The following is a 931-nucleotide window of genomic DNA, read 5'->3' as shown; positions in this document are numbered from 1 at the left end:
TGAGACCCCGTTTCATAAGGGGCAGCCGCGGATCGCTGCTTGGGGTGAGCGGCGAGCATCGTCAGCGTTGGGAGAGTGTCTGACGCTCACCCTGGAACGCCGATGTGGACACCCGCCGCCCGTGCCGAGCTTGCGCGCGAGAGCCTGCCCTACGCAAGCAGCGTGACCGACACGGAGTGGGCGCTGATCGCCCCGCTCCTACCTGAGCCGTCGCGCGCGGGTCGTCCCTGGCGCTGGCCGTTGCGGGCAATCCTGGACGGCATCCAGTACGTCCTGCGCACCGGCTGCGCGTGGCGGCATCTGCCGTTGGACTTCCCGCCCTGGTCCACCATTCACCGCTGGTTCTTGCGCCTGTCGAAGGCGGGTGTGTTCGAGCGCCTTGCCCACGCCCTCACCATGGCCGACCGTGCGCGCGCCGGGCGCGAGGCCAGCCCGACCGGCGCCATCCTCGATGCGCAGGCCGCGCGCTCGGGCGGCGTCGGCGTCAAGGGGAAGCGCGGCTACGACCCGGCCCGGCGCGTGGTCGGCCGCAAGCGCCATGCGCTCACCGATATGGATGGCCGTCTGCTCCTGGCCACCGTCTCGACGGCCGACCGGCACGACAGCCACGGCGGGGTCGCTCTGCTGCAGGCCTCGCGCCGCCTGTGGCCATTCCTGGCTCACTGCTTTGCCGATCAAGCCTATCAGGGCGAGCGCGTCGGCGACGCCACCGCCATCACCGTCGAGATCGTCCGACCGGACAAGGGACAGAAGGGCTTTGCCGTCCAGCCCCGCCGCTGGGTCATCGAGCGGACTTTCGGCTGGATCGCCCGATGCCGCAGGCTTGCCCGCGACTACGAGGCGACCCCGTCCTCGGCGCTCGCCTTCTTTGTCTTGGCGGCCGCTATGATCCTCGTCAGACGGCTCGCGCACCCCTTATGAAACGGGGTCT

Annotated in this window: 1 protein-coding gene; it reads left to right on the top strand. The window is 70.2% G+C overall.

What is annotated here, in order from left to right:
* Nucleotides 1-102: 102 nt before the first annotated feature.
* Entirely contained in the window at nucleotides 103-921 is an 819-nt protein-coding gene (locus MKK68_RS13145; RefSeq protein ID WP_244030660.1) for an IS5 family transposase, read from the top strand.
* Nucleotides 922-931 lie beyond the last annotated feature (10 nt).

This window comes from Methylobacterium sp. E-016, assembly GCF_022829745.1.
GTDB lineage: Bacteria > Pseudomonadota > Alphaproteobacteria > Rhizobiales > Beijerinckiaceae > Methylobacterium.
Note: the sequence above shows the minus strand (reverse complement) of the source record. Positions and strands in the feature narration are given on the sequence as shown.